This window comes from Burkholderia sp. Tr-862 (assembly GCF_011753085.1).
Classification (GTDB): Bacteria; Pseudomonadota; Gammaproteobacteria; order Burkholderiales; family Burkholderiaceae; genus Burkholderia; species Burkholderia ambifaria.
Map to the genome: position 1 here is coordinate 14,103 of NZ_VWWG01000036.1, position 17,995 is coordinate 32,097.

The 17,995-nt window shown below is 66.3% G+C and carries 17 protein-coding genes; 3 read left to right on the forward strand and 14 right to left on the reverse strand.

All coding sequences use genetic code 11. The features are described from left to right. Positions 1-13: 13 nt before the first annotated feature. Positions 14-1,258 carry an acyl-CoA dehydrogenase family protein gene (locus tag F3J14_RS13420; RefSeq protein WP_166723394.1) on the forward strand — a complete coding sequence of 415 codons (1,245 nt, stop codon included), beginning with the start codon at positions 14-16 and terminating at the stop codon, positions 1,256-1,258. Positions 1,259-1,335: 77 nt separating this feature from the next. Beyond that, positions 1,336-2,241 (forward strand): LysR family transcriptional regulator, encoded by a 906-nt coding sequence (locus tag F3J14_RS13425; RefSeq protein ID WP_166723395.1) that lies wholly within the window; start codon positions 1,336-1,338, stop codon positions 2,239-2,241. Positions 2,242-2,374: 133 nt separating this feature from the next. Here the strand turns inward: F3J14_RS13425 and F3J14_RS13430 are convergent, their stop codons facing one another. From F3J14_RS13430 to F3J14_RS13440, 3 genes are all read right to left on the reverse strand, one after another. Next, positions 2,375-3,601 carry a Xaa-Pro peptidase family protein gene (locus tag F3J14_RS13430; RefSeq protein WP_166723396.1) on the reverse strand — a complete coding sequence of 409 codons (1,227 nt, stop codon included), beginning with the start codon at positions 3,599-3,601 and terminating at the stop codon, positions 2,375-2,377. Between the two features lie 54 nt (positions 3,602-3,655). Beyond that, entirely contained in the window at positions 3,656-4,543 is an 888-nt protein-coding gene (locus F3J14_RS13435) for a hypothetical protein (RefSeq protein WP_166723397.1), read from the reverse strand. 200 nt (positions 4,544-4,743) lie between these two features. After that, positions 4,744-5,595: a glycine betaine ABC transporter substrate-binding protein gene (locus tag F3J14_RS13440; protein WP_247682209.1), complete on the reverse strand. Its 852-nt coding sequence runs from the start codon at positions 5,593-5,595 to the stop codon at positions 4,744-4,746. Between the two features lie 239 nt (positions 5,596-5,834). Here F3J14_RS13440 and F3J14_RS13445 point away from each other — a divergent pair, with 239 nt between their 5' ends. Next, the gene (locus F3J14_RS13445; protein ID WP_166723399.1) at positions 5,835-6,749 is read left to right on the forward strand and encodes a LysR substrate-binding domain-containing protein; all 915 of its coding nucleotides are present in this window, start codon (positions 5,835-5,837) and stop codon (positions 6,747-6,749) included. A 77-nt stretch (positions 6,750-6,826) separates the two neighbouring features. Here F3J14_RS13445 and F3J14_RS13450 read toward each other — a convergent pair whose 3' ends face one another. The 11 genes from F3J14_RS13450 to F3J14_RS13500 all read right to left on the reverse strand — a co-directional run bounded on the left by F3J14_RS13450 (position 6,827) and on the right by F3J14_RS13500 (position 17,797). Further along, a complete protein-coding gene (locus F3J14_RS13450) occupies positions 6,827-7,966 on the reverse strand; it encodes a molecular chaperone DnaJ (RefSeq protein ID WP_166723400.1) in 1,140 nt (379 codons plus the stop codon). A gap of 87 nt (positions 7,967-8,053) precedes the next feature. Continuing rightward, positions 8,054-8,761, reverse strand: coding sequence for a GntR family transcriptional regulator (locus tag F3J14_RS13455; RefSeq protein WP_168736206.1), 708 nt, complete (start codon positions 8,759-8,761; stop codon positions 8,054-8,056). 64 nt (positions 8,762-8,825) lie between these two features. Next, positions 8,826-9,872 carry a proline racemase family protein gene (locus F3J14_RS13460; RefSeq protein ID WP_166723401.1) on the reverse strand — a complete coding sequence of 349 codons (1,047 nt, stop codon included), beginning with the start codon at positions 9,870-9,872 and terminating at the stop codon, positions 8,826-8,828. A gap of 15 nt (positions 9,873-9,887) precedes the next feature. After that, on the reverse strand, positions 9,888-11,369 hold the full coding sequence (locus F3J14_RS13465) for an aldehyde dehydrogenase family protein (protein ID WP_166723402.1): 1,482 nt from the start codon (positions 11,367-11,369) through the stop codon (positions 9,888-9,890). A gap of 15 nt (positions 11,370-11,384) precedes the next feature. After that, the gene (locus F3J14_RS13470; protein WP_166723403.1) at positions 11,385-12,677 is read right to left on the reverse strand and encodes an FAD-binding oxidoreductase; all 1,293 of its coding nucleotides are present in this window, start codon (positions 12,675-12,677) and stop codon (positions 11,385-11,387) included. After that, the gene (locus F3J14_RS13475; protein ID WP_166723404.1) at positions 12,674-13,690 is read right to left on the reverse strand and encodes a 4-hydroxyproline epimerase; all 1,017 of its coding nucleotides are present in this window, start codon (positions 13,688-13,690) and stop codon (positions 12,674-12,676) included. Before F3J14_RS13475 ends, F3J14_RS13470 begins: the two co-directional genes overlap by 4 nt. A 63-nt stretch (positions 13,691-13,753) precedes the next feature. After that, a complete protein-coding gene (locus tag F3J14_RS13480) occupies positions 13,754-14,632 on the reverse strand; it encodes a dihydrodipicolinate synthase family protein (protein ID WP_166723405.1) in 879 nt (292 codons plus the stop codon). A 34-nt stretch (positions 14,633-14,666) separates the two neighbouring features. Next, positions 14,667-15,332, reverse strand: a complete 666-nt coding sequence (locus tag F3J14_RS13485; RefSeq protein ID WP_124833989.1) for an amino acid ABC transporter permease — start codon at positions 15,330-15,332, stop codon at positions 14,667-14,669. A 10-nt stretch (positions 15,333-15,342) separates the two neighbouring features. Beyond that, entirely contained in the window at positions 15,343-16,014 is a 672-nt protein-coding gene (locus tag F3J14_RS13490) for an amino acid ABC transporter permease (RefSeq protein WP_166723406.1), read from the reverse strand. Positions 16,015-16,024: 10 nt separating this feature from the next. Further along, positions 16,025-16,864 carry an amino acid ABC transporter ATP-binding protein gene (locus F3J14_RS13495; protein WP_166723407.1) on the reverse strand — a complete coding sequence of 280 codons (840 nt, stop codon included), beginning with the start codon at positions 16,862-16,864 and terminating at the stop codon, positions 16,025-16,027. Between the two features lie 99 nt (positions 16,865-16,963). Then, positions 16,964-17,797 (reverse strand): transporter substrate-binding domain-containing protein, encoded by an 834-nt coding sequence (locus F3J14_RS13500; protein ID WP_166723408.1) that lies wholly within the window; start codon positions 17,795-17,797, stop codon positions 16,964-16,966. Positions 17,798-17,995: the final 198 nt, after the last annotated feature.

A 17,995-nucleotide genomic window follows, 5' to 3' on the forward strand; every position in this document is an offset into this window, starting at 1 on the left:
CGAGGAGTCGATCATGGACTTTGGCTACACCCCGAAAGTGGAAGCGCTGCGCGAACGCGTGCATGCGTTCATGGACGCGCACATCGTGCCGCGCATCCGCCAGTGGAACGACGAAGTGCACGCGGGCCAGTATCCCGTGTCGTTCATGGAGGAGCTGAAGGAGCGCGCGAAGGCCGAAGGGCTGTGGAACCTGTTCCTGCCGCACCTGAAGGACGACGAGCCCGGCACGGGCCTGACCAACCTCGAATACGCGCCGCTCGCCGAGATCATGGGGCGCGTGAGCTGGGCGTCGGAAGTGTTCAACTGCAACGCGCCGGACACCGGCAACATGGAACTGCTGCACATGTTCGCGACGCCCGAGCAGCGCGAACAGTGGCTGCTGCCGCTGCTGCGCGGCGAGATCCGTTCGGCGTTCGCGATGACGGAGCCCGACGTGGCATCGTCGGATGCGACCAACATCACGACGCGGATCCGGCGCGACGGCGACGAGTACGTGATCACCGGCCGCAAGTGGTTCATCACGAACGCCGCGCATCCGAACTGCAAGATCTTCATCGTGATGGGCAAGACCGATCCCGACGCCGAGTCGCACCAGCAGCAGAGCATGATCCTCGTGCCGCGCGACACGCCGGGCGTGACGATCCTGCGCAACATCACGGTGGTCAATCACTACGCGCCGGAAGGGCACTGCGAGATCACGTTCGACAACGTGCGCGTGCCGGCGCGCAACCTGCTCGGCGAGGAAGGCAGCGGCTTCGCGCTCGCGCAGGCGCGCCTCGGGCCGGGCCGCATCCATCACTGCATGCGATCGATCGGCGCTGCCGAGCTGGCGCTTGAGCTGATGGTCGACCGCGCACAGTCGCGCGAGGCGTTCGGCAAGCCGCTGAATCGTCACGGCACGGTCGGCGAATGGATCGCACGCTCGCGCATCGAGATCGATCAGGCGCGCCTGCTGGTGCTGAAGGCCGCGTGGATGATCGACAAGGTCGGCGCGAAGGCGGCGCGCAAGGAAATCTCGATGATCAAGGCGCTCGTGCCGACCGTGTACACGGACGTATGCGACCGCGCGATGCAGGTGTTCGGCGCGATGGGCGTGAGCCCCGACACGCCGCTCGCCGACATGTGGACCTGGGGCCGCGCGCTGCGCTTCGCCGACGGCCCGGACGAGGTGCACCTGCAGGCGATCGCGCGCATGGAGATCAAGGACGCCGTGCGCGGGTCGACCGAGCCGTACCTGACGCGGCCGCCGCGCGGCTGAGCGGCGCGTCGGACCTTGGGGGTGTCATGGACGAACGGGCGGCGTGCGCCGTAAGATGCCGGCAAGGAGACCCGGCGATGCGCCTTTCGAAGATTGATCTGAACCTGTTCGTCGTATTCGAGGCGATTTACAACAAGCGCAACCTGACGCGCTCGGCCGAGGTGCTGAACCTCACGCAGCCGGCCGTCAGCAACGCGCTGGCGCGGCTGCGCAAGACGCTGAACGATCCGCTGTTCGTCAGCACGCCGGCCGGGATGATGCCGACCCCGATGGCCGAGAACATCGTCGGCCGCGTGCGCGAGGCGCTGCAACTGCTCGATTCGAGCGCGCACGAAGGCGACGTGTTCGATCCGGCCTCGTCCGAGCGCGTGTTCCGGCTCAGCATGAGCGACCTGACCGAAGCGCTGCTGCTGCCCGCGCTCGGCGAACTGCTGCAAACACATGCGCCGGGCATGCACGTGCGCAGCTACACGATGGACCGGCGCGAAGTCGCGACTGCGCTCGCGAACGGCTCGGTGGATATCGCGATCGACGCGCCGCTGATCGGCGATCCGCATCTGCACCAGGCGCTGCTCGTGCGCGACCGCTACGCATGCATGATCCGCGACGATCACCCGTTCAAGGGTGACACGCTGACCATGGACGACTACCTGTCGATGGGGCACATCCACGTGTCGAGCCGCCGCAAGGGCAGCGGGCACGTCGACGCGGAACTGACGCGCCTGGGGCTGCGCCGCAACATCCAGATGCGCGTGCAGCACTACATGGTCGCGCCGCTGATCGCGATGCGCGGCGATCTCGCGCTGACGGCGCCGCTGCGGCTGCTGCAGCGCTATCCGGCCCGGATTCTCGAACTGCCGTTCGAGATGCCCGGGCTCGAATACTTCTGCTACTGGCATCGCAGCGCCGATCAGGACCAGGGCAGTCAGTGGCTGCGACAGCAGCTGATGACGCTGATGGGCGGGATGGGCGAGGTGCGGTGATGCAGGCGGCCCGCGCCTGCATCTCGTGCTTTTCGATATCGCCATCGGCACGTGCGTGCCGTACCGGACGTTCATCGCGGTCGATCGTTCGCTGGCGGGCGCGGCGGCAGTGGTGGCGGCGGGCTTGCCGCTTCTACGCGAGCAGGCGCGCTTCGAACGGGTAGTCGGACAACAGCTCGACCTGCCCGTCGTCACGCACGTACACCTGCTCTTCGAGCTTCACGCCCTCGCCCCCGGCTTCGTGACCGATGTAGCTCTCGATGCACAGCGTCATGCCGGGCTCGATCACGCCGTCATAACCCTTTGCATCGCTATCCTCACGATGGACGATATAGGGATACTCGCCGGTCATCCCGACACCGTGCGCGAGCGCGAAATAGCGGCGCGCGCGATACGGCTGCGGGATTTTCCATGCTTTCGCGATGAATTCCTGAAACGTCGTGCCGGCCTTCACGTTTTCCATGTTGGCGTGGATCTGATCGTACGCGAGCCGGTAGAGGTTCTTCTGTGCGTCGGTCGCCGGGCCGTCGCCGCACAGGAACGTGCGGGAAAAGTCCGCGTAGTAGCCGAACCGGCCGACAACGTCGGTATCAAGCCCGACCAGCTCGCCCGCCTGGATCTTGCGCGGGCTGCTCTCCTGGAACCACGGGTTCGTGCGCGGCCCCGAACTGATCAGCCGAGTCTCCACGTAGTCGCCGTCCGTTGCGATCACGTGTTGATGAAGATGCGACCACAGTTCGTTTTCGCTGATGCCCGGCACGAGCGCGGCCTCGAGCTTGCGTACCCCCGCTTCCGCTGCGCGCAGCGACGCGCGGATCATCTTGATTTCGTTCGGCACCTTGATTGCGCGGGCGCGCTCGAGCGGTTCCTGTGCATCGGAGATCTCGTAGCCGCGCGCCTGAAGTGCGAACGCGGCCGCGGATGTCGCGCTTTCGATCGCGATGCGCTTGCCGCCGCCCGATGCGCGGACGAGCGCGTCGATTTCGTCCGCCCATCGTTCGGTAACCTGACGAAGCATGTCATCACAGAAGTAGTACGAAATAGCGGTCGCCGGACGAACTTCGTCGACCGTGTCGAGCCCGTCGGCAAGAAACTCGCAGCCGGCGTACTCGAACAGCACGACCTTGCCTTCGGCCGGCACGAACAGGTATCGCGCCGGATTGCGCATCGAGTACACCTGCATGTTGCGCGACCCCGTCGCATAGCGCATGTGGGTCGGGTCGAACAGGACGGCGGCGCTCAGGTCTCGCTTCTTCAGTTCGCGGCGAACCGCGGCGAGCCGGTCTCGCTGGATCTGTGCGATCTCGTCGGCGGTCGGTTCGCAATCTTCCGGACGGTGGGTCGGTCTGAGGATGGACATGGTATCGGGTATCGGGTATCAGGTTTCGAATGGAATCGGGCGGAGAATGACGGATCAGTCGACAAGGCCGTCGGCGCGGACGAGCCGTTGCTCGGCCTCGAGATGCATTTCCGAGACACGGCCGTACAACTGGCGTGTGCGCTCGAGGCGGCCGATCACGCCGGGCTTCTTCGAGTACGCGAAGATCGCCGTGTGACGCTCGCGCTCGCCCTCGACCCGCGCGACGCGATGCAGCGAGAAGCGGCCCTTGAACAGTTGTAGATCGCCCGGGCGCAACGTGATCACGCGGACCGGCTCGCGTGTCTCGCCGCGCACGACGCGCCCGACCTCGTTGTAGTTCTCGCCTTCCGGCGAGCGGATACCGGGGCAGTACTCGAAGTCGCCGCCGGCGGCCGGTTGCTGGGTCATCATCGACACGATGAATTCGTTCGTGTCGTAGTGCCACGGCTGCTCCGTGCCGGGCGGCAGCACGTTTTGCACGAGGCCGGCGTACGGATCCGCGTACTCCCATACGCGCGCCTCGCCGAGGCATGCGGCGATGAAGGATTTCATCGACTGGGCGACGTACAGGCGATGAATGATTGCGTCGGCCGGAATGATGTCGCGCGTGACGAAGCCGCTGGTGCGATCCATGAACACGCGGCGAGGATCGTCGGCCGGCAGCGACGGATCGTCGGCCGTGAAATACGCATTGACCTTGCGGTGCGAGTAGAACGTCTTCGCCGCCAGCGCGCGGCCCTCGGCGCGCGCCAGTTCGAGGGCGGCCGGCCGCAGGAAATCGTGCAGCACGGCGCTGCCGTGGCCCGCGAGTTCGTCGCGGCAGGCCGCTATCAACTCGCGCATCCGGGGATGATCCGGGGCGTGCAGCGGATAGCGGTCGGTATCGACGATGTCGCCGAGGTCCATACATTCGGCATCGGCAAGCGGCAGGTTGACGGTCATGTTTTGACTCCAGGAAGGGAAATGCATCGGCACGGTCGCGGCGCGGGATGCTTGCCGCGGATATCGATCATCTTTCGTCAACCAGAATGTTTCAGGAAACGAGTTATTCCGATTGCCCAAGCGGAACCGTCAATGAATACGCCGGCAGGCACGCCGTGCGGCGGCCAAGGCAGACCGCGCACGGTTGCCCGGTTCGGCACCTAGCGCAGCCATGCGTCGACGCGCTCGCGGTTTGCCGCGATCCAGCGTGCGACGCCCTTCTGCGGGTCGGCATCGCCCTCCGCGCGAATGTCGTTCATCAGCGAGCCGAGCGTCTGGTCGTCCATCTTCCAGGCGCCGAGCCAGTGCGAGATATCCGGATGCGCGCGGCCGAATCCGGCGGTCGCGATCGCGTAGATCGCATCTGGCTGCCCGAACACCTGCTTCGGGTCCTTCAGGTAGTGCATCGGATATTTCGCCCAGACCCAGTGCGGATTCCACAGCGTGACCACGATCGGCTCGCGACGCTTTGCTGCGCGTTCGAGCGCAAGCAGCATCGCGGCCTCGGATGAAGGCAGCACCGTGTAGTCGAGCCCATACGCGGTGCGTGCCTGGGCCGTCAGTTTCATCAGGCCGCTGCCCGGTTCGATGCCGAAGATCATCGGCTTGCCATCGTGCTGAAACTGCGCGGCGCGTGCGTTCAACTGGTCGACGCTATCGACGTCGACATAGTCCGGCACGGCGAGGCCCAGCTGCGCGCGCGGAAACCAGGGCCCGATCTTTTCGACCCGCGATTTCACGCTGTCATAGGGGGCGGCATCCGCCGACGGCAGCCAGACTTCGAACGTGAGGTCGAGCTTGCCTTGCGCGACAGCGCTGTAAATGATCGCCTTGTCGCCCGGTCGCAGCGAGACCGTATAGCCTTTTTGCGCGAGCAGTGCCTTCCACAGGTTCGCAACCGCGATATTTTCGGCCCAGTTGTTCACGCCGATCGTGATCGTGCGATCGTCGGCTGCGGTTGCGGGATGGGCGCCGGCGATCAGGCCGGTGAGCAGAAGCAGCCGGGGCAGCAAGCGGCCGGCGCGACGGAGGATCGGGCGGAAAAGCCGATGGAAAAATAGTGAGGGGATCATGTGCGAATCTCGTTTTCGATAGGGTGGACGAGGGCGCGCGATACGGGGCTGCATCGCGCCGGGCGAGTCGGGCCGTGTCGGATCGGCGAAGGTTGTGAGCGGAATTATTTTCATCAATAATCGGCTCGCTCACCGCCATCTTTCGGACGTCAAATTCTTTTTGAAAACGAGTAATTTCGATGGCTTCTATCAGCGGACCCGATTGGTCGAAACTCAGCTCGCTGGACCCGGAATTGATTCGCGCGTTTGTCGCGGTGGTGGATACGGGCGGTTTCACGTCCGCTGCGAGGCAGTTGCACCGGACGCAATCGACGATCAGTCTGCGGATCCGCACGCTCGAGGAGCGGCTCGGCACGCCCCTCGTCCTGCGCGGCGGCCGCCGGCTCGCGTTGTCGCGTGATGGCGAGAATTTCCTGATTCACGCGCGCCGGATCATTCAGGTCCAAAGCGAGGCGATTGCCGCACTGAATCGAAGCAGTTCGTCGCAGCGTGTCATTCGTTTCGGATTGCCTGAGGATTACGCGGAGCTTTGGCTGCCGGACTTGCTCAAGCGCTTCCATGAATTGCGGCCCGGCGTGCAGCCGCACATTCATTGCCGGATGTCGCTCGAACTGCTCGAGCGCCTGAATGCGGGCGAGCTCGACCTCGCGCTCGTCGTCCGGCATGGGCCGCGCCCCGGTGGCCACACGCTCGGCAGTGAGCAGGTCGTGTGGGCCGCGCATCGGGATTTTCAGCTCGACCGGCAAGCCTCGGTACCGCTCGCGCTGTTTCCCGAAACCTGTTGTTACCGGCAGCGCGGGCTCGCGGCGCTCGCTGATATCGATCGGCCGTGTCATATCGTCTATACGAGCCAGAGCCCCACGGGGATCCGGATTGCGGTCAATCACCGCGCGGCGGTGACCATCATCGACCGTTGCACGTTGCCCGCCAATTGGCGGGTGCTCGACGCGAACGACGGGTTGCCGCCGCTGCCGCCCGCCGATCTCGAACTGCATCTCTCGTCCGGAATTCACGATCCGTCGACCGACGATCTGGCGGCGCTGATCGCATCGATGGTCGAGGAGCGGAGGCGCTCGCCGGTCGAGGCAGCCTGACGCCGGCTCGGCGGCCCGCGTCGCTGTCGCGTCAAACCGGCTACGCGCCCGACGTCCTGCGGGGTGGGCGAATGGACCTAGTACGGATTGTCGTCGAAGCGTGACGATGCCGGCCGGCGCTTCATGTCCTTCAGCCAGTCCTTGACCTTGTCGGGATCCTCGAACTCGCGCAGCGCCACGCCGAGGTCCTGGATGCCGCGCTGCATGCCGGCAATATCGCGCGTGAGCATGCGGATGACGGTATCGGGCGCAACCTTGGTGGACGACGCGATGCCGTACGTGCGCCGGAAATCGTTCTCGACGTGCTGGATCTCCTGGTCGAGCTCGCGGATCTGCTCTTCCAGGATGCCGTTGTAGCGCGTGAGCCGCGCTTCGCTGAGCCCGTCGATCGCACGCCGGTCGATCTGCTCGATCTCCAGTTGCAGTTCCAGCAGCTGCAGCAGATTGCCCTTCGCATAAGCGTGGTTGACCCGCTGCATCAGCACGGTCTTGCGTTCCTGCTCGCGCGGATCGGTTTCGCGATCGGGGTGCAGCGCGCTGGCGAGCTTCCGATAGATCTCGCGGATCGACTTGCTCGATTCAGCCTGCTCGGCTTCGATCCTGGCCTGCGCGGCCGATTGCTTCGGCGCTTTCTTGCGCTTCGCGCGCTGGGCCTCGCGGGCCGCATGAGCGGCCATGTCGCGCTCGAACTGCGCGTCGAGTTCGGCCTGTATCCGCTCGGCGAGTTCGTCGGGCGACAGTGAGTCGAGATCCTCTGGCGATTGCTGTTGCGATTGCGGTTCGGATTCCCGTTCCGGTTTCGTCGGTTCGGGATCGGGCTCGGCCGCCGCGTTGCCGACGTTCGCGGATCCGACATGCCGGTTGTAAATGACCTTCAGCGTCGCGTCGTCGCTGACTTGCAGTAAATCGCGCGCCATGTCGGCGATCAGGTCGGACAGCGTGCGTTGCTCGGCCTTGCTCAAGCCCTTCTGCAGGAACGCATCGTCGAGCAGGTGGATCAGCTTGATCCGCAGTGCCGTCGATTCCTGTTCGAGCGGCAACAGCGCGTCGACGAATTTCTTCTGAAACGCCGGCATCACGGCGTCCCAAGCGCCGAGCCGCTCGCGCCGCTTCTCGATCTGCTTGACGAGCGTATTGAACGTTTTCTGGGCTTTCGACAGGCTGGCTGTCTCGTGACCGGGCGCGATGGCGACCGCGGCACCGCGACGTGCGGTCATGTGAGTATCCTCCGGCCGCGGCGGGACGCGCGGCAGGGCGGTATTTTAGCCGGATGGGCGTGGTGCCGCCGGCCTTCGGTGTTGCGCTTACAGCACCGCCATCGACTCCGTCATGTTCTGCCGCATGTAATCGAGGAAGCGCTTCTGGAACAGCATCGTGTGCTCGTGCGCAGCGCGCTCGGCGGCGTCCGCATCGCGCCGCACGATCGCGTCGATCAGTTCGTCGTGGTCGCGGCCGAGCTTGGCGGCCGTCGGCGAGCTCACGGTGAAGTCGAAATGCAGATGAAGCAGGCGCTGCCCCTCGCCCAGCAGCCGCTCGTAGTAGCCGACGAAGTAGGGATTGTTCGCGGCATGCGCGATCGCCATGTGGAGCGCCTTGTTGGTCTCCGACATCGCCTGGAAGTCGCCGCTCGCGACGGCCGCCATGTAGACGTCGTCGGCCTTGCGGATTTTCGCGAGGTCGGCCTCGGAGCGCTGCGTGGCCGCGAGCCGCGTGACCGCGCGCTGGATCAGGTCGAGCGCCGAGATGTATTTCGGGAATTCCTCGATCTCGAACGGCGTGACGAGCGTCGTCCGGTTCGGCAGGATCGTGACGAGCCCCTCGCTGCTCAGCCGCGCAATCGCGTCGCGCACCGGCGAACGCGACAGGCCGAACTGCGCGGCCAGCGAGATTTCGTCGAGCTGCACGCCGGGTTTCAGCTTGAGCGTCAGGATCTGCTTGCGCAATTCCTCATACACATACCGCCCGCCGTGCCGGCGGCCGCCACCTTCGGTTTCAACGGCCTCTTTGCTCATCTCGCCATCCTTCCTGTAATCGGCCCGGGTCGCCGGGCGCGCTCTCGAGTTTAGCATCGCGTCCTCACGTGCCTGATGGCGCGGATGGCCCGAATCCGTCGCCCCACGTGTCGCTGAGCATGAACCCGGCGGCCAGCGGATCGTCGGGATCGACGCCGAGCTGCTGGAACCCGAACACCCACGCGCGCCCGGTCACGCGCGGCAGCACGGCCGGCCGCCCGCCCACTTCGGTTGTACCCAGCAGTTCGACGCGGAATTCGCCGCCGATCGTGGAGCGTGATGTGAGGCAATCGCCGACCTGCACGCGCCCGCGCGCGGCGAGCGTCGCGAGATTGGCCGAGCTGCCGGTCCCGCACGGCGACCGGTCGACGCGGCCGGGCGGCAGCGTCGTGCAGGTCTGGTACACCGTGTCGTCGACCCGGTTGCGGAACATCACGTACGCGACTTCGTTGATCTCCGGGACCAGCGGATGCTGCACGGCGACCTGCCGGTTGATGATTGCCTTGAGCCGCACGCCGTGCGTCGCGAGCTGTCGCGCGTTGCCCGGCGCGATGTCGAGCCCGATCTGGTCGACGTCGATGAGTGCGTAGTACACGCCGCCGAATGCGATGTCGGCCTTGATCGTGCCGAATTCCTCCGTGTGCACGTCGACATCGAGGTGTTCGACGAACGACGGCACCATGTCCAGCGAGACGCCGACGCAGCGGCCGTCGCGGCATGCGGCCCGCGCGGTGACGAGCCCGGCCGGCGTGTCGAGCACGACGGTGGTCTCCGGTTCCTGCATCGGCACCATGCCGAGTTCGAGCAGCGCGGTCACGACGCAGATGCAGTTGCTGCCCGACATCGGATGCGCCTTGTCGGCCTGCAGCACGATGAAGCCCGCCTGCGCTTCCGGCCGCGTCGGCGGCAGCAGCAGGTTGACCGACATCTGCAGGCAGCCGCGCGGTTCGAGCACGACCAGGCGCCGCAAGCTGTCGTCGATCTCATTGATGTGATTCATCTTGTCGAGCATGGTCTTGCCCGGCACGTCGAGGACGCCGCCGGTGATGACCTTGCCGATCTCGCCCTCGCAATGTACGTCGACGAGTTGCAGCGTTTTGTTCCAGCGCATGATCGATTCACCTTCCTACTTGATGTACCAGCCCCACGGCTTGTCGCTGTCGTAGCGCGTGATCTGCTTGATTTCGAGGTAGTTGTTCAGCCCCCACTCGCCGAGCTCGCGTCCGATCCCGCTCTGCTTGTAGCCGCCCCACGGCGCCTCCGTGAACGTCGGCTGCGAGCAGTTGATCCACACGATGCCCGCGCGCATCGCGCGTGCCACGCGCTCGCAGCGCGGCAGATCGGCCGACATCACGGCCGCCGCGAGACCGAAGCGCGAATCGTTGGCCGAGCGAACCGCTTCGTCTTCCGTATCGAACGGCCGCACGCACACCACCGGCCCGAAAATTTCCTCGCGCCAGATCCAGCTGTCTTCCGGCACGTCGGCGAACACGGCCGGCTCGATGAAGTAGCCGCGTTCGAGATGCGCGGGCCGCCCGCCGCCCGTCACGAGCCGAGCGCCTTCGTCGCGGCCGCGCGCGATCGCTTCCCGCACCTCGTCGTACTGCCCGCGGCTCACCAGCGGGCCGAACAGTACGCCTTCGTCGCGGCCGTTACCGATGGTGATTTTGCGCGCTTCCTGCGCGAGCCGCTCGACGAGCGGCGCGTACAGCGAGCGCTCGACGAGCACGCGCGACGTGGCCGAACACACTTCGCCCTGGTTCCAGAAGATGCCGAACAGGATCCACTCGACGGCCGCTTCGAGATCGCTGTCGCCGAACACGATGAACGGCGACTTGCCGCCGAGTTCGAGGCTTACGTTCTTGATGTCGCGCGCGGCGGCCTGCATGATCCGGCTGCCGGTTGGCACGCTGCCGGTGAACGCGAGCTTGTCGACGCCCGGATGCTCGGCGAGCGGCGCGCCGGCATCCGCGCCGAGGCCCGTCACGACGTTCAGCACGCCGGCCGGCAGCCCGGCCGCGTCGGCGATGCCAGCCAGCTCCAGCGCGGTGAGCGGCGTCAGCTCGGACGGCTTGAGCACCATCGTGCAGCCGGCCGCGAGCGCGGGCGCGACCTTCCACGCGGCCATCAGCAACGGGAAATTCCACGGGATGATCGCGCCGGCCACGCCGATCGGCTCCTTGCGGACGACTGTGCTGAAGCGCTCGTCGGCCAGCGGCACGGGCGTTTCGGCGTTGCCGTCCAGTTGTTCGGCAAGCCCCGCGTAGAAGTCGAAGCAGCCGGCGGCGTCGCCGAGATCCCACAGCGCTTCGGGCAGCGGCTTGCCGTTGTCGCGCACTTCGAGTTCGGCCAGCTCGGGCAGGCGGTCACGGATGCCTTGCGCGATTGCGCGCAGCACGGCGGCGCGCTGTGCGCCGGTCATGCGCGGCCACGGGCCTGCGTCGAAGGCGCGACGCGCGGCGTTGACCGCGAGGTCGATGTCTTCGGCGGTGGCGGCCGCCACTTTCGCGATCACGGTTTCGTCGCTCGGGTCGAGCGTGTCGAAGGTCTGGCCGCGAGCGGGCGCCACCCAGCGGCCGTCGATGAAAAGTCGTTCGTAGGAGTGCATGAAGGGTCTCGAATGTCAGGCGAAGCGATAAGCGCTGAATGGTGACAGGTCCTGCCGCGTCGGGCGGCCGGCCGCGAGGTCGCCGACCAGGCGGCCGGTCGTCGCGCCGAGCGTGAGGCCGAGCTGGCCGTGGCCAAATGCCATGATCACGTTCGGCAGCCGTTTCGAGCGGTCGATCACCGGTTTCGTGTCGGGCAGGAACGGCCGATAGCCGACGCCGTACTCGACGCGTCCGGTCTGCAGCTCGGGCAGGATGCGTCGGGCTTTCTCCAGGATGATGTCCGCGCGCCGGAAGTTCGGCGCCGCATCGCGGCCCGCGAACTCGATGGTGCCGCCAATCTGCAGCCCGCGCGTCATCGGGCTGAAGCAGAAGCCGCCGTCCGCATAGATCACGGAGTGACGGAATTCGACGCCCGGGTCGGTCACGAGCGCCTGATAGCCGGCGATGCCCTCGAGCGGCACGCGCACGCCGAGCTGCCCGAAGAACTGTCGCGAACCGGTGCCGGCCGCGACGACGACATGATCGGCCGCGACGCGCTCGCCGCTCGCGAGCGTCACGCCGGTCGCGCGCCCGTCGGCTTCGTCGATGCGCGCGGCGTTCGCGCGGAGGCGGCGTCCGCCTTGCGCCTCGAAGCTGGCCGTCAGCGCCGCGATGAAGCCTTCGGTATCGTTGACCGCGCGCCAGTCGGGAAACAGCAGCCCGTGCCGGAACCGGCCGGCGAGTGCCGGTTCGAGATCGCCGATATCGGCGGCCGTCAGCCGCTGCGACGCGAAGCCGAGTGACTGCCGCAACTCGAGATGCGGCTGTTCGTGCGCGATGCCGGCCGGATCGTCGAACACTTCGAGCACCGGGCGCTGCCCCAGCAGCGCGCGGTCGCCGCATGCATCGAGCAGCGGCGCGTAGTCGGGATAGACGTCGTGCGTCAGCGTGGCCATCGCCTGCGCGATCGACACGATCCTCGCGTGACGGGCCGACGCGACGAACCGGAAGAACCACGGCAGGATGCCCGGCAGCGCGCCGGGCCGCAGCGCGAGCGGCCCCTTCTGGTTCATCAGCCAGCGCGGCACCTTCAGCAGGATGCCGGGCTTCGACAGCGGAATGACCTCGCTGACGGCCATCTGTCCGCAGCTCCATTTCGCGGTGCTGTCGCCTGGAGCCGCGGGATCGATCAGCGTGACGGCGCGGCCGTCGCGTTGCAGATAGAGCGCGCAGCACACGCCGACGATCCCGCCGCCGATCACGACGGCCGTTTCATTGCGTGCTGTGCCGGGCGATGCGGGCGCACGTTCTCGCGCAATCGCGTTCAATTGACGAACTCCTGAAGGCTGAAGCCGTGCGCGTACGGCTGGGACGAATCGACGCGATACTGCGCGCGCCCGGTGACCCACGCGCGTCCTTCGATGCTCGGCCGCACGGCGTCCAGCCCGCTGTTCAGACGCTCGACCGATTCCACGCGGCCGATGAAGCGGCTGCCGATCAGGCTCTCGTGACAATACGCTTCACCCGCTTTGAGCCAGCCGCGCGCGAAGCGCTGCGCGACGCGTGCCGAGCTGCCGGTGCCGCACGGCGAACGGTCGACGAGGCTGTCGCCGGCGATCACCACCGCGCGCCCGTGCGCATCGTCCGCGATCGGCTGGCCCGTCCACATGCAGTGCCGCACGCCGCGAATCGCCGGATGATCGGGATGCACGACGTCGAGCGCATCGTTGACCGCGCGCTGCACGTCGCGGCCCCACGCGAGCAACTCGTCCGGCGTGAAGTGTTCGCAACCGGGGAAGTTCGGCTGAACCTCGATGATCGGATAGAAGTTGCCGCCGTACGCGATATCGACGGCCAGCGTGCCGAGCGCGGGAATCTCGATCGCGACGTCGCGAGCGAGCAGGAAGCTCGGCACGTTGGTGAAGCGCACCGAGCTCACGCGCGCGCCGTCCGTCTCGTAGCGCGCGACGATCTGCCCGGCCGGCACGTCGACCGTGACGGTGCCCGGTTGCTTCGGCAGGACGACGCGTTCCTCGATCGCGAACGCGATCGAGCCGATGGTCGCGTGGCCGCACATCGGCAGGCAGCCGGACGTCTCGATGAACAGCAGGCTGAAATCCGCGTTGTCGCTGAGCGGCGGATAGAAGATCGTGCCCGACATGTGCGCATGGCCGCGCGGCTCCAGCATCAGCGCGCGGCGCACCCAGTCGTGATGCGCGACGAAGTCCTCGCGGCGCGCGTTCATCGTCGCGCCCTGCAACGCCGGCGCGCCGTCGATCACCATGCGCACCGGCATGCCCTCGGTGTGGCCTTCGATACAGGTAAAGCTGTGAATCGTCATGTTGAGGTTCCTCGGTCGGCGTACCGGCGCCGGTTTGCGCCGGTACGGATACGCATGACGGCCTTACGCCTGCGACGCCTCGAAGATTGTGCGGAACGCCGCCTTCTCGTCGTCCGTCAGCGGCTGCAGCGGCATGCGGGCGTTGCCGACCTTGAAGCCGGCCAGCTCGCAGCCGTACTTCACCTTCTGGATAAACTTGCCCGACTCCATGCTCGCCATCACCGGGAACAGCGAGCGCATCACATTCTGCGCGCCCGCGATGTCGCCGGCCGAGAATTTGTCGTAGAAGCTCACGACCTGTTTCGCGAAGCAGTTCGCCGGCCCGCAGATCCAGCTCGTCGCGCCCCACAGGAAGAAGTCGAGCGCCTGGTCGTCCGAGCCGCACGACAGCTGATAGTGGTCGCGGTACTTGCCGCCGATCTCGATCGCGCGCAGCAGGTTGCCGCTGCTTTCCTTGATGCCGATCACGCGCGGATGAGCCTTGAACGCGTCGAGCACGCCGAAGCCGACCTCGACATTCGTGCGCACCGGATAGTTGTACAGGATCACGTTCACGTCGGTCACCGCGGCGAGAATCGCGTCGTAGTGGCCGATCAGTTCGTCCTGCGACGGCAGCGCGTAGTACGGCGGCGCGATCAGGATGTTCGTGTAGCCGGCATCGCGCGCCTGGCGGACCTGCTCGATCACTTCGCGCGTCGACGAGCCGTTCGCGCCGGCGATCAGCGTGCCGCGGTTGCCGACCACTTCGCGCACGGTCTTCATCACCGCGCGGCGCTCGTCGTTCGTGAGCGCGTAGTACTCGCCGGTCGACCCCAGCGGCACGAAGCCGCTGACGCCCGCGGCGAGCTGATATTCGAGGATCGACGCGAGCGTGTCATGATCGACCGCGCCCGCTGCATCGAACGGCGTGACGAGTGCGGGCAGAATGCCTTTCAGTTGCATGAGAGTTCTCCGGCTTGGGTGAGAGCGTTGCGAGTTAATAGGCATAGCGCCTGAGCATCCTGGACTCCACTACGCCGACCAGGCGGGTCAGCGGAAAGGCGACGAGGAAATAGATGACGGCGACGGTGGTCAGGAACTCGACGGGCCGCGCGGTGCTGTTCGACACGTTCTGGCCGACGAACATCAGGTCGGCGATCCCCACCGACGAGATGAGCGCGCTTTCCTTGAACAGGCTCACGACGTTCGACAGCAGCGGCGGAATCGCGCGCAGCAGCGCCTGCGGAAAGATCACGTAGACGATCTTCACGTGCGGCGACAGGCTGAGCGCGATGCACGCGTCGTGCTGCTCGCCGGCGATCGACTTCAGCGACCCGCGAAACGTCTCGCTCGTGATCGCGGCCATGTACAGCGTCAGCGAGATCAGCACCGACAGGTACGGCGGAATCGGCAGCCGCAGCACGACCGGGAAGCAGAAGAACACCCAGAACAGCTGGATCAGCAGCGGCGTGCCGCGGAAGAATTCGACGAACGCGGTGACCGGCCCGCGCAGCCAGCGCGACGGCGACATCCGCAGCAGGCTCAGCACGAAGCCGAGCAGGCTGCCGACGAGCGCGCACGTGACGGTGAAGGCGAGCGTCAGCCCGAGGCCTTTCGCGAGCACGAGCCAGTACGGCCAGACGACGGAAAAATCGAGATTCACGACGGGCTCCTCAGCGCTGGACGGCGACGTCCTGGCGGCGCTCGATGACGTGGACGAGTTTCGCGATCGGCAGCGACAGCGCGAAATACACGAGCGCGACGACCGAGTAGGTTTCGAGCGGCCGGTACGCTTCGGTCGCGATGCTCTTCGCGACGTACATCAGGTCGGCCACCGCGACGATCGCCACCAGCGCGCTTTGCTGCAGGCTGCCGATGCCGTTGGTCAGCAGCACCGGCATCGCGCTGCGCAGCGCCTGCGGCAGCACGACGAAGATCGTGCGTTGCCACGGCCGCAGGCCCAGCGCCACTGCGGCATCGAGATGCTCCTTTGGCACCGCCTGCACGCCGGCGCGGTAGGCTTCCGCATTGAACGCGGTCAGGTTCAGGCCGAGCGCGAGCACGCCCATCGCGATCGGGTCGATGAACACGTCGACCATCATCGGGATGCAGTAGAAGAACCAGATGATCTGCAGCAGCGCCGGCGTGCAGCGGAAGAATTCGATGAAGAGCTGTGCGGGCCAGCGCACGATCGCCCAGCGGCTCATCGCGAGCAGGCACAGCACGAAGCCGAACACGAGGCCCATCGCGTTCGCGGCGACGGCGAGCACGACGGTGACCTTCAGCCCGTCGACCAGCGCGCCGAGGCTGCCCGCGAGGAAGCTGAAATCGAAGTGGTAGTTCATGGCTTCGGCCTCAGTCGAGATGCAGGACTTTCTCGAGGAATTCCCGCGTGCGCGCTTCCTTCGGACACTTGAAGATCTGGTCCGGCGCGCCTTCCTCGACGATCTTCCCGTTCGCGCAGAACACGACGCGCGTGGCGATGTCCCGCGCGAAGTGCATGTCGTGCGTGACGATGATCATCGCCATCTTCTGCTCGGCGAGCTGCAGCATCACGTTCTGGACTTCCACCACCATCTCCGGATCGAGCGCGGACGTCACTTCGTCGAACAGCATCAGCTTTGGTTCGAGCATCAGCGCGCGGGCGATCGCCACGCGCTGCTTCTGCCCGCCGGAGAGCTGGCTCGGATATGCATGCAGCTTGCTTTCGAGGCCGAGGCGCGCGAGATACGTGCGCGCGCGCTCGGTCGCTTCCGCCTTCGACAGCCCGCCGACGCGCACCGGCGCGAGGATCAGGTTGCCGAGCACCGACAGGTGCGGAAACAGCGTGTAGTGCTGGAACACCATGCCGACCTGCTTCTGCAGCTTCGCGTCGATGCGCCAGCCGCCGCGCGCATCGCCGCCGCGGATGTACGACGCGCCCTGGAATGCGATCTCGCCGCGCTGGATGCCTTCCAGGCCCATCATCACGCGCAGCAGCGAGCTCTTGCCGCTGCCGCTCGGGCCGATGATCACGAGCCGGTCGTCGGCGCGCATGTCGAGGCTCATGCCGTCCATGACGACGAGGTTCGGGCCGTACGCCTTGTGCACGTCGCGCAGCCGCACGAAATCGCCGTCGGGCGCGGACGCGGACAAGCGCGTGGTCGAAAGGGGATGCATGGCCGACCTGACGGCCGTCGTTTGAGGCGACAACATGACTGTCTCTCCAGCGGCGCCCGACGTCGGCGCGCAAAGTGCGAATCGGAAAATCGGCGCCCGCCGGCGATCCGTCGGGCCCGTCTGCGCGCTCGGCGCTTACTTGCCGGGGATGAGCATTGCTTGCACGGAAGTCTTGATCAGGCGGTTCACCGCGCCCGACTTGACCTGCTGGGCGAGGTAGCTGTTGAGCACGTCGAGATCGGCCTTCGGCGTGTCCTTGCGTAGGCCGAACGCCACTTCCTGCTGCGCGAGCGGCGGCGCGGGGTTGAAACTGGCGGCCCAGTCCGGGTGCGCTTCCGTCAGCAGCATGTTGGTGATGTTCGCGTCGGCGAGCAGGTCGGCGCGCTTCGAGATCAGCGACAGGCGCGTCTCGTCGTTGCCCGGCAGCCGCATGATCCGCGCCTGTTTCAGTTCCGCCGAGATCGCCTTGTCCTGCGACGTGCCGGACATCACCGCGACCGTGACGTTCGGCTTGTCGATGTCGGCGAGCGAGCGCAGGTTCTTCGCGATCTTCGGGTTGTTCCTGTTGTAGACGAACGAGACGTTGTAGTCGGTCGCCGGCACGGAGAACGCGACGGCCTTCTCACGCTCGGGCGTGTCGTTCAGCGCGAGCGACAGGTCCCATTTGTCCGATTGCAGGCCGGCCACGATGTTGTCCCAGCTCGTGTCGACGAATTCGACCTTCACTTTCAGCACGTTCTGCCCGAAATCGCGGCACAGATCCGAGAAGAAACCGCTGTAGGCGCCCGTCTTCGGGTCGCGCATCACGTACGGCGGCGCGACCGCGGCGCCGCAGCGCAGAACGCCGGCCTTCTTCACGGCGGCCCAGGCGTCGGGCCCGGCGGCATACGACGGAGCGGCCGAAACCAGCGCCGCGGCCGCCACGGTGCATGCGGCGATTTGACGGGTGAAACGAGACAGTCGATTCATGGTGACCTCACTTTGAGATGGGTAAACCCGTATGCCTGCTGTTTTCTCCACACATTGGTGTGTGTTTTGTTGTGTGCAGCGTTGTGTGCATATTAGAAGGGCAAAAATCGATGTGTCAACGAGAAGTTGGGCGGTGAGGTGGTCGGGTTTTCCCAGGGGCGTGGGAGGGGCGGCGCGCCGGGGCGAGCGGAAAAGGCG

Excerpts from the sequence above, each read along its gene's own strand:
- F3J14_RS13475 (WP_166723404.1), bottom strand. The coding sequence starts at position 13,690 with ATGACGATTCACAGCTTTACCTGTATCGAAGGCCACACCGAGGGCATG.
- F3J14_RS13480 (WP_166723405.1), bottom strand. The coding sequence starts at position 14,632 with ATGCAACTGAAAGGCATTCTGCCCGCACTCGTCACGCCGTTCGATGCA.
- F3J14_RS13425 (WP_166723395.1), top strand. The coding sequence starts at position 1,336 with ATGCGCCTTTCGAAGATTGATCTGAACCTGTTCGTCGTATTCGAGGCG.
- F3J14_RS13500 (WP_166723408.1), bottom strand. The coding sequence starts at position 17,797 with ATGAATCGACTGTCTCGTTTCACCCGTCAAATCGCCGCATGCACCGTG.
- F3J14_RS13490 (WP_166723406.1), bottom strand. The coding sequence starts at position 16,014 with ATGAACTACCACTTCGATTTCAGCTTCCTCGCGGGCAGCCTCGGCGCG.
- F3J14_RS13450 (WP_166723400.1), bottom strand. The coding sequence starts at position 7,966 with ATGACCGCACGTCGCGGTGCCGCGGTCGCCATCGCGCCCGGTCACGAG.
- F3J14_RS13430 (WP_166723396.1), bottom strand. The coding sequence starts at position 3,601 with ATGTCCATCCTCAGACCGACCCACCGTCCGGAAGATTGCGAACCGACC.
- F3J14_RS13465 (WP_166723402.1), bottom strand. The coding sequence starts at position 11,369 with ATGCACTCCTACGAACGACTTTTCATCGACGGCCGCTGGGTGGCGCCC.
- F3J14_RS13495 (WP_166723407.1), bottom strand. The coding sequence starts at position 16,864 with ATGTTGTCGCCTCAAACGACGGCCGTCAGGTCGGCCATGCATCCCCTT.
- F3J14_RS13445 (WP_166723399.1), top strand. The coding sequence starts at position 5,835 with ATGGCTTCTATCAGCGGACCCGATTGGTCGAAACTCAGCTCGCTGGAC.
- F3J14_RS13460 (WP_166723401.1), bottom strand. The coding sequence starts at position 9,872 with ATGCGCTGGAACAAAACGCTGCAACTCGTCGACGTACATTGCGAGGGC.
- F3J14_RS13420 (WP_166723394.1), top strand. The coding sequence starts at position 14 with ATGGACTTTGGCTACACCCCGAAAGTGGAAGCGCTGCGCGAACGCGTG.
- F3J14_RS13455 (WP_168736206.1), bottom strand. The coding sequence starts at position 8,761 with ATGAGCAAAGAGGCCGTTGAAACCGAAGGTGGCGGCCGCCGGCACGGC.
- F3J14_RS13435 (WP_166723397.1), bottom strand. The coding sequence starts at position 4,543 with ATGACCGTCAACCTGCCGCTTGCCGATGCCGAATGTATGGACCTCGGC.